Source organism: Lentimicrobiaceae bacterium, assembly GCA_028697555.1.
Classification (GTDB): Bacteria; Bacteroidota; Bacteroidia; order Bacteroidales; family UBA4417; genus UBA4417.
In genome coordinates this window covers 1-7,494 of sequence record JAQVEX010000073.1, presented here as the reverse complement: position 1 = coordinate 7,494, position 7,494 = coordinate 1, and the positions used below count along the sequence as shown (strand labels likewise).

Here is a 7,494-nt window from a genome sequence, read left to right as displayed (position 1 = left end):
GAGTTTTACCCTTAACAACAACGAACCACAGGCAATTGACGAATATGGAATGACGAAATTAGGAGAAGTGTCGGATAAAAAAGACCCCGAACTTGCAGACTATTTATTTACAATTTCAGAGACAGAAGATGGAGTCATCTTAAAAGGCATAGAAGGAACAGCTTGGGAAAAGTTAGATTTTTATCTCCCAAAGGGTGCCAGAGAAGCTATTAACCAATCAGGCATGACGTCTATTTCGGATATTATAATAGAAGAGGGTAAATTACCTAATTCAAAAGAAATCAAAAAGAAGAAGCAGTAATAAATGGACTTTTTTGTCCATTGTACAATAGATTAATGTATAAGGTGAGAACCTAAAGCATTTATTTGGCGATAGATTGAATGAGCGAGTTTGATTTTTATGATTATAAACTAGTTATAAGTAGCAATAAAACTTATAATTGCTGGTTTTGTTGATTGAAAAACAATGAAGTTGTATTAATAACCAACAAATAAATTTTTAAACTTAAAAAACGAAACTATGAAAAACACAAGAATCATTAAAACAAAAATCACAAGAATAACTAGTGTAATGTTATTCTTGGTTTGCTCACTTTACGGATTGAGCGTTGTTGCGCAAAACAATTCGGAATTTAATAAGCCCAAAAAGCAGATTAGAAATATTGAACGTCCCCAATCATTTGACGATAAATTACCTGTGGTAAATATGCCCAAATCCTATATCGATTGGTGGGAGCCTGATACAATATACATTTATGCAAATACCTATGCACCTCAATATATTCTGTTCAGAGAAGTAAATACTTACAATCAATATGGCTATATGCTGACGAACCTCTGCCAGACATTAGAAAACAATGAGTGGAGAAATATTCACAAATATACTTATACCTATAATGAAAATAATAAAATCCTAACTAACTTATGGCAAAGATGGGAAAATGCTGCTTGGGCAAATATCGAACTATTAACTTATACTTACGATGCCTTTGGCAAATTGACAACCATCCTGTATCAAAATTGGAGAAATAATGAATGGTTAAATTGTGAGAAATATAATTATATTAGCTATCCAGACAGTAATTTGCTTACTAAACAGCTGCAAACGTGGAAAGATAATGCTTGGGCGTATCACAGCCAAATTACATATACTTTCGATGAAAACAATAACTTGCTTACGGAATTTTGGCGAGAATGGCAAAATGATGTAATGACAAATAAGTATTATGTTTCGTACACCTACGACACAAACAATAACGTGCTAACGGAACTATGGCAAATATGGCAAGATTTAAATTGGGATAAATATTGGAAGAACATTCACAAATACACATATACTTACGATTCAAATAATAATACGCTAACAGAATTGCATCAAGATTGGCAACGTAACGGTTGGTTAAACATTACTAAATATGCTTATTCTTTCGATGCAAACAATAACATGCTGACGGAATTACAACAGTTATGGCGAAATAATGCCTGGGTAAATAAAAATAAACTAACCAATACCTACGATGTAAATAATAACAAACTAACAGAAATATTTCAAACATGGCAAGGTGCATGGGTAAATATTAATAATATTAATAATACCTACGACGAAAACAATAATTGTACACTGACTGAGCACAATATGTGGGAAAATGAAAGTTGGCAATTATCAGATGGTCATTTAAAAATGTTTTACAACAACATGAAAAGTGAGTTGATATTTCATAATTGTTTTAGGGTTACATCTACTTACAAGTATTATAAAAAGCTCGAAAAAGAGCGTATAGAGTTGCCAAATGTTTCAATTTACCCAAACCCAACAAATAATAGCTTTGTTGTAGATGCAGAAGGAGAAATAAATGTGAAACTATACGACATGTCAGGAAAAGAAGTCCTATCTCAAAATTCAAATGGCAAGGTAATAATAAATATAAGCCACTTGCAAAACGGAGTTTATAATGTTCAAGTTTTTTCGGGCAATAATATTATAGGATACTGTAAAGTTGTGAAGCAATAATAAAAAGAAAATTATAAGATATTGAAAATTTAAAATGTTATATCGTTAAAATGGTACAAATTTTGCAACGTATTTCAATAAATTTATCATAATTTAACTTAATTTATTCACAAAATAATAAAGGTGCGGTGTCAGCACTTTAAACTCTGACAAAAACGACATGAAAAGAAACATTTTAATTTCCATTATTGTTCTTGCCCTATTTTCTACATTTTTATCATGTAAAAAGGAAAAAGAAAAAGAAGAAAACTTGGATAAACAAGAGAAAAGAGAGATAGTAGCCGCTATATTCGGTGCTGCTATGGATGGCTATAATATTGGTGTAGCAGATGCCAAAAACACAAAAAGTATCGCTCCTTTCGATACAAATATAAGTTATAATTTCTCCTTTGTAAAGACTGATGGAGAAGACGGATATATTTCGATTGAAGTAGAAGGAACAGGTATATACCATTATGATGATAATAATGTTTTTAATTGTTTAGGTGGAATTATTAGATTAAATGTAGCCGAAACAATTAATCACTACAAGGTTGTATTGTCTAATGGAAGAGTATGTTATATTGATGCCGACCCTGCTATTAACATTGTTATGAATTTAGATTTATTGCCAGGTTGTGTAACTTTTGATCCAACAACTTCTTATGTAAAAATTGTAGGCACATTCCAATGCGAAGGCTATAGCTATGATATTAGTATAAACGTTAAAATCAAAGAAGATGGTACACCTAGTCTTATGCAAGGAACAATAAATGGTGCTTCTATATATTTTTAATAGCTTTGAGCATTGTTAAATAAGTACGATGTCAGTGCTATAATTGCTGACTAAAACATATAAAAAACTAATTTTATAATTCTTGTTATCCTGTGTAATAGTGATTTACACAGGATAATTTTTTATATAACAATATTGTGAAACGGTAATTTCTGAATGCTAATGCTTATTTTAATTAAGCCACAATCAATTCAACATTAATGCACAATCACCTTTCTGCTCTCAAAAACGCCTTTGTTGTTTGTAAATGTAATAATGTAGATTCCTGTTTTAAATTCAGACAAGTCTAACACAATAGGTTCTGAGAAAAGGTCTTTATTCCACGATTTAAGCACTTGTCCACCGGTATTATATAAGTCTATTCTCGTATTAGTAAGCTTGTTGAACTCGGGCACAATTTTCAGATGTTTCGAATCGCGTAGGGCATATATCTGAATATTGTTTTTAAAAGTAACACCTTCAATACCAATGCCTCCGTATTCAAATACCAAATTATCAATCAAAAGTTTGGTTCCTGTGTGGTCTAAGCCGTCAATTGGATTTGAGCACGAAATAATAATATTCATAGTGTCTGGATTTATTTGCTGTTGGTAATCAGCCGGAACTTCAAAGTAAGTCCATTCATTTATCAATCCGAATGTGTCAATAGCAGCAAGTGCGATAGTGTCGGTGCTTACTCCGTTAAATTTACTCAAGCCCCAACCTATATAGCAAGTATCGTTATTAACGGGTTCATATTTAAGATATCCGGTAAGTTTTGTTGGCATACCTGTAAAAGGAACACCACCCGAAATACTAACTTGTTGTCCTAATAAATCTATAAAAAATTCGCCTAAAGTAATTGCTCCGGGTATGCTGTACGAGCCAACGAAAGGTATAGTTTTCTTAACAACGGTTAGCTTTGCCGACGAATTTCCATCTTGTGCATCGTTGGTCTCTTGCTTAACAACATCCCACGTAAAACCCATAAGGCTGTAGTTCGATGTGCCCCAATCAGTGGGCTCGTTGCCTTCCCAATATTCAAAGCTATGGTTGGGTATGTCTTGTGCTTTTGAGAGTCCGCAAAAAACAAGCAAAGACAGCAGTAGCACCGATGTAAAAAATATTCTTTTCATTATTCAGATTTTATCTTAAACGATTGGTAGAACGCACCAATTTTTCATCTTTTTTGATGTTTCTTGATGCCAAAAGCATAAAAACAACTGCAATTATCGGGAAAAATATTGATGGCGACGACATATAATCGACTGTTGCAGAGGTTTGTTTTTCGATTAGTGGAACGTATAAGAAAAATATTCCGCACAACATTACTAATGTTAAAAACACCGACAGATTTATCAGTCGTATCTGCAACATACGTTTTTTGTAATTAAAAATGGTTAATAATAATATCGCCAAAATTATTATTGTTAAAATCGGTAATATTGTAAAAATAATTTGGTTTGAAAAAACTGCTTCTTCGCCCGGAAGCTTACTGCTAACACCAAACATATTAAATTCCCAAATGCCAAATTCGGAATAAAAATTGGCTATAGGAAAAGCAAACATGAGCAATAGCAGTATTGTTGCTAATGTTAAGTATAAGGTTTGAATTCGTTGTATCATGTCTTCTCTTTTTTTTGCAAAGATAAAGTTTGTTACTGATAATTGAAAAATATAATTACAAACTTTTCAATTTTTATTATCGATTTGATTAAAACATTTGCGAAAGTTTTATGCTTATTTCAACAGAAATAACTACTAATTTTTAATTTTGTACGGATTGAAGAACATTTATTATGCAAAATACAACAATAATTTGGGACTGGAACGGCACTTTACTCGACGATATTGAAATAAGTATAATGTGTATTAATAAAATGCTGCAAAAGCGTAATTTGCCTTTGCTAACGATTGACGAATATCGCAGAATATTTACATTTCCGGTAAAAGATTACTACGAAATAGCCGGATTTGATTTTGAAAAGGAAGACTGGGCTGCTGTCGCCGATGAATTTATCGAGAGTTATTATAAAGAAGCGTATAGTTGCGAGCTTCACAAGCATGTAGTAGAAGTTTTGGAGTTTTTCAAAAATAATAATCATAGGCAAGTAATAATTTCGGCTATGCAAAATCAAGCATTAAATGCAATGGTTAAAGATTACGGAATAAGCGAGTATTTTGATGAAGTTTTAGGAATACAAGACCATTACGCAAACAGCAAGCAGCAGATAGTCGAAAACTTTATAAAAAGAGTAGGCGAGGGCAGCAATATAATTTTTATAGGCGACACACTCCACGACGCCGAAATTGCCAAGTCGTTAAATTTAGATGCAATATTATTCTCTAAGGGACATCAAAGTTACGAAAGATTACATGCTTCGGGTTTCAGGATTATTAATGGTTTGGAAGAACTTAAAGGGGCAATTAGCAATTAGCTGTTGGCTGTTAGCCGTTAGCCGTTAGCCGTTAGCCGTTAGCTATTGGCTAAGTATAGTTAATTATTAATTGCTCATTGCTAATTAAAAATTACCACCACTCACCACTCACCACTCACCACTCACCACCCACCACTCACCACTCCTTATAATCAATAGCTTTAGGATTTCCTTTCATTTCTATTTCTTTCTCTTTGTCGAAGTATTTTTCTTCAACAGCATTGCCGTTTTCGTAAATAATGTAACTCTGAACTTTGCCGTCGGTGTTATAATTTGTCCATTTACCGATTTTAAGGTCGTTACAATATTCGCCTTCCATCATAATTTGCTTGTTGGGGTAATAAAATACGGCTTTGCCATGAAACATACCGTTTTTAAAATTAATTTCGGTTTTTATACTTCCGTCTGTAAAATATTGTTTAAGTAAGCCGTCTTTTTGGTCGTTGGTGTAATTGCATTCTTCCAATATAGTGCTTGTGGTAGGATAATATTGTTTGCAAATACCTTGCCTTTTACCGTTATCAAAAATGTCAACATTAATAAGACTTCCGGACTTATTATAGTACTCCCATTTGCCGTGCTTTTTTTGGTCTTTATATTCGCCGGTTGCCATTAGTATTCCGCTGTCGAAGTAGTTTTTTGCTTCGGCAATGTTATTATCTTTGTGTAAAAGGGTTGTTTTTATATTTCCGTTGGGATAATAATATGTAAATTCGCCCACAGGTTGATCGTCTTTAAATTGTCCTTTGTAAACAAGGATATTGTTTTCGTCGTATTTTTCCCACTGTCCCTGTTTTTTGCCGTTACTATCGATAATATTTTGCGAAAACGCGATATTGCAAGCAGCAATACTCAAAAAAGCAGTAAGTAAAAGGTTAATTTTTTTCATATTTTTGAAAGAATATTACTTTTGTCGTCGTAAAGTTTGTTTTCATTACAAGCACAAAATTTATTCCACAAATTATCTATGGTCGAAACTTATTCATCAACGTTATTGCAAAGGGCTGTTACAGAGTTAAAGAAATTACCCGGAATAGGCGAAAAAACCGCACTCAGATTAGCTTTGCACTTATTAAATCAGCCTGAGGAAGTAGCTGTTTCTTTGGGCGATGCAGTTGCTCGATTGAGAAAAGAGGTAAAATACTGTAAGCAATGCCACAATATAAGCGATAGCGATATATGTGCTTTTTGCAGCGATTCTAAACGAAATGCATCAATTATTTGTGTTGTTGAAGATATTAGAGACATGCTTGCCATTGAAAATACAGGACAGTTTACCGGCAAATATCATATTTTAGGAGGACTTATTTCGCCCATTAATGGTATTGGTCCCGACAACTTGAATATAAGTGCTTTGGTTGATAGAGTCAAGCAACAGCAGATTGAAGAAATTATTTTAGCCTTGCCTTCCACAGTCGATGGTGATATAAGCAACCACTACATATACAACTGTTTTAAATCAACGGATATAAGAATCAGTATAATTGCCAGAGGAATACCAATCGGCGATGAATTAGACTACACCGACGAAGTTACGCTCGGTAGAAGTATTATTATGAGGCAGAAGTATGAGGGAGGGTGAGAGTTGGTGTTGCGGGTTGCGGGGTAGTTTCGGGTTCCGAGTTTTGAGTTTTGAGTAGTGCGACATTTTCGGTCATTGAGCCTTCGGCACTCAGCGACATAAGTGTTCTCAGCCATCGAAAAAAAACGAAACACCGAAAATTGGGAGTTTAGTGGAGTGTTCTTTTATCAATTGCCGTGTCTTTAAAGGCACGGCAATTAAAGCGACAAACTCTATAAGCGAAGTCCCGAAACTCGTTCCAAAACTTAGAGGCTAAACTCAGCTAACAGCCAAAAGCCAACAGCCAAAAGCTAATTCAATAAGAAATTCCAGCTCTACATCGCCTTAATTATACTCTGCACTTCTTTCTTAAACTTTTCAGCTAATTTGTCGGCTTTTATTTGAGTTGTGCTTTCGGTGTAAATACGCAATATGGGCTCCGTATTTGAAGGGCGAATGTGTACCCATTCCTTTTCAAAGTCTATTTTTATACCGTCAATTAAGCTCAAAGTTTCTTTTTTGTACTGTTGTTTTATCTTTGATATAATGCTTTTAGGTTTTATATCTTTGCCTAAATCAACTTTAAGCTTAGACATAAAATATTTTGGGTAGCTATTTTTAAGCTCGCTCATTTTAATTTTCTTTTCGTCTAATAAGCTCAAAAACAGTGCAGTTCCAACTAAAGCATCTCTACCATAGTTGAGCGGAGGATAAATAATTCCGCCGTTAC

At 33.7% G+C, this 7,494-nt stretch carries 9 protein-coding genes; 5 read left to right on the top strand and 4 right to left on the bottom strand.

Annotated features, from left to right (window positions below):
* From PHP31_09540 to PHP31_09530, 3 genes are all read left to right on the top strand, one after another.
* On the top strand, nucleotides 1-301 hold a 301-nt coding region (locus PHP31_09540; protein MDD3739519.1), incomplete at its 5' end, for a hypothetical protein.
* Nucleotides 302-520: 219 nt separating this feature from the next.
* Nucleotides 521-2,011 carry a T9SS type A sorting domain-containing protein gene (locus PHP31_09535; GenBank protein ID MDD3739518.1) on the top strand — a complete coding sequence of 497 codons (1,491 nt, stop codon included), beginning with the start codon at nucleotides 521-523 and terminating at the stop codon, nucleotides 2,009-2,011.
* A gap of 160 nt (nucleotides 2,012-2,171) precedes the next feature.
* Nucleotides 2,172-2,786, top strand: a complete 615-nt coding sequence (locus tag PHP31_09530; protein ID MDD3739517.1) for a hypothetical protein — start codon at nucleotides 2,172-2,174, stop codon at nucleotides 2,784-2,786.
* A 197-nt stretch (nucleotides 2,787-2,983) separates the two neighbouring features.
* Here the strand turns inward: PHP31_09530 and PHP31_09525 are convergent, their stop codons facing one another.
* Both PHP31_09525 and PHP31_09520 read right to left on the bottom strand, forming a co-directional pair.
* Complete coding sequence (locus PHP31_09525; protein ID MDD3739516.1) at nucleotides 2,984-3,901, bottom strand: PCMD domain-containing protein; 918 nt, start codon at nucleotides 3,899-3,901, stop codon at nucleotides 2,984-2,986.
* A 10-nt stretch (nucleotides 3,902-3,911) separates the two neighbouring features.
* Entirely contained in the window at nucleotides 3,912-4,391 is a 480-nt protein-coding gene (locus PHP31_09520; GenBank protein MDD3739515.1) for a DUF4293 family protein, read from the bottom strand.
* A gap of 173 nt (nucleotides 4,392-4,564) precedes the next feature.
* On the opposite strand from PHP31_09520, the gene PHP31_09515 reads away from it, so the two are divergent.
* On the top strand, nucleotides 4,565-5,203 hold the full coding sequence (locus PHP31_09515; protein MDD3739514.1) for an HAD family hydrolase: 639 nt from the start codon (nucleotides 4,565-4,567) through the stop codon (nucleotides 5,201-5,203).
* 136 nt (nucleotides 5,204-5,339) lie between these two features.
* Here the strand turns inward: PHP31_09515 and PHP31_09510 are convergent, their stop codons facing one another.
* Nucleotides 5,340-6,092 carry a toxin-antitoxin system YwqK family antitoxin gene (locus PHP31_09510; protein MDD3739513.1) on the bottom strand — a complete coding sequence of 251 codons (753 nt, stop codon included), beginning with the start codon at nucleotides 6,090-6,092 and terminating at the stop codon, nucleotides 5,340-5,342.
* Between the two features lie 78 nt (nucleotides 6,093-6,170).
* Here PHP31_09510 and recR point away from each other — a divergent pair, with 78 nt between their 5' ends.
* Complete coding sequence (recR, locus tag PHP31_09505) at nucleotides 6,171-6,785, top strand: recombination mediator RecR (GenBank protein MDD3739512.1); 615 nt, start codon at nucleotides 6,171-6,173, stop codon at nucleotides 6,783-6,785.
* A 314-nt stretch (nucleotides 6,786-7,099) separates the two neighbouring features.
* On the opposite strand, the gene PHP31_09500 is transcribed toward recR, so the two are convergent.
* Nucleotides 7,100-7,494 (bottom strand): phosphoglucosamine mutase (locus PHP31_09500; GenBank protein MDD3739511.1); only part of this gene is annotated, 395 nt, incomplete at its 5' end.